Genomic DNA, 779 nt, shown 5'->3' with positions numbered 1-779 from the left:
GCCAGCAGCAGCGCGACCCGCTGGCCCGGGGCTGCCCCGTGGTCAATCAGCAGGTGCGCCAACCGGTTGGAGGTCTCGTCGAGTTGCCGGTAGGTCATCGACTGGCCGTCGCAGCTGATCGCGACCGCGTCGGGGGTGCGGACCACCTGTCGGGTGAACACCACCGGAATCGAATTGGCTTGTGGTGCTGGGTGATCCAGTGCTGCCCGGTTGCCCCACGCCTCGAGCCGGGTGCGCTCGGCCGCCTCGAGCACCCCGATCGAGGACACGCGTGCGTCGGGGTCGATGGTCATGGCCTGCAGTAGCCGCTGCAACCGGGCGATCAAGACCTCGATGCCGGCGGTGTCGAACACCTCGGTGTCGAACTCGACCCGAAGGCTCAGTTGCTCACCGGGCTGGGCGGCCACCGTCAACGGGTAGTGGTTGTGTTCGCGGGCGCTGAACCCGGTGATCGCCAACTCATGATCACCCGATAGCGCCGCGGTGTCGATCGGATAGTTCTCGTAGACGAACAACGTGTCGAACAACTGGTCGTGGCCAGTGATCCGGAACAGCTCGGGTAACGCCAGATGCTGATGCTCCAGCGTGGCGGTGTGGACCTGTTGCAGCTGAGCCAACAACTCCGTGGTGGTGGTGGCCGCCGTCATCCGGGCGCGCACCGGCACCGTGTTGATCAACAACCCCACCATCGCATCGGCACCCGCCAACTCCGCCGGTCTGCCCGAGACCGCGGTGCCGAAGGCCACATCGTGGTGGCCGGTCAACGCGCACAGCAGCTG

Annotated in this window: 1 protein-coding gene; it reads right to left on the bottom strand. The window is 66.5% G+C overall.

The features are described from left to right. The coding region (locus tag OQ789_RS25675; protein WP_324689217.1) for a condensation domain-containing protein at positions 1 to 779 on the bottom strand (779 nt) is incomplete at both ends.

The sequence above is a fragment of the Mycobacterium sp. 94-17 genome (assembly GCF_035617725.1).
Classification (GTDB): domain Bacteria; phylum Actinomycetota; class Actinomycetes; order Mycobacteriales; family Mycobacteriaceae; genus Mycobacterium.
Note: the sequence above shows the minus strand (reverse complement) of the source record. Positions and strands in the feature narration are given on the sequence as shown.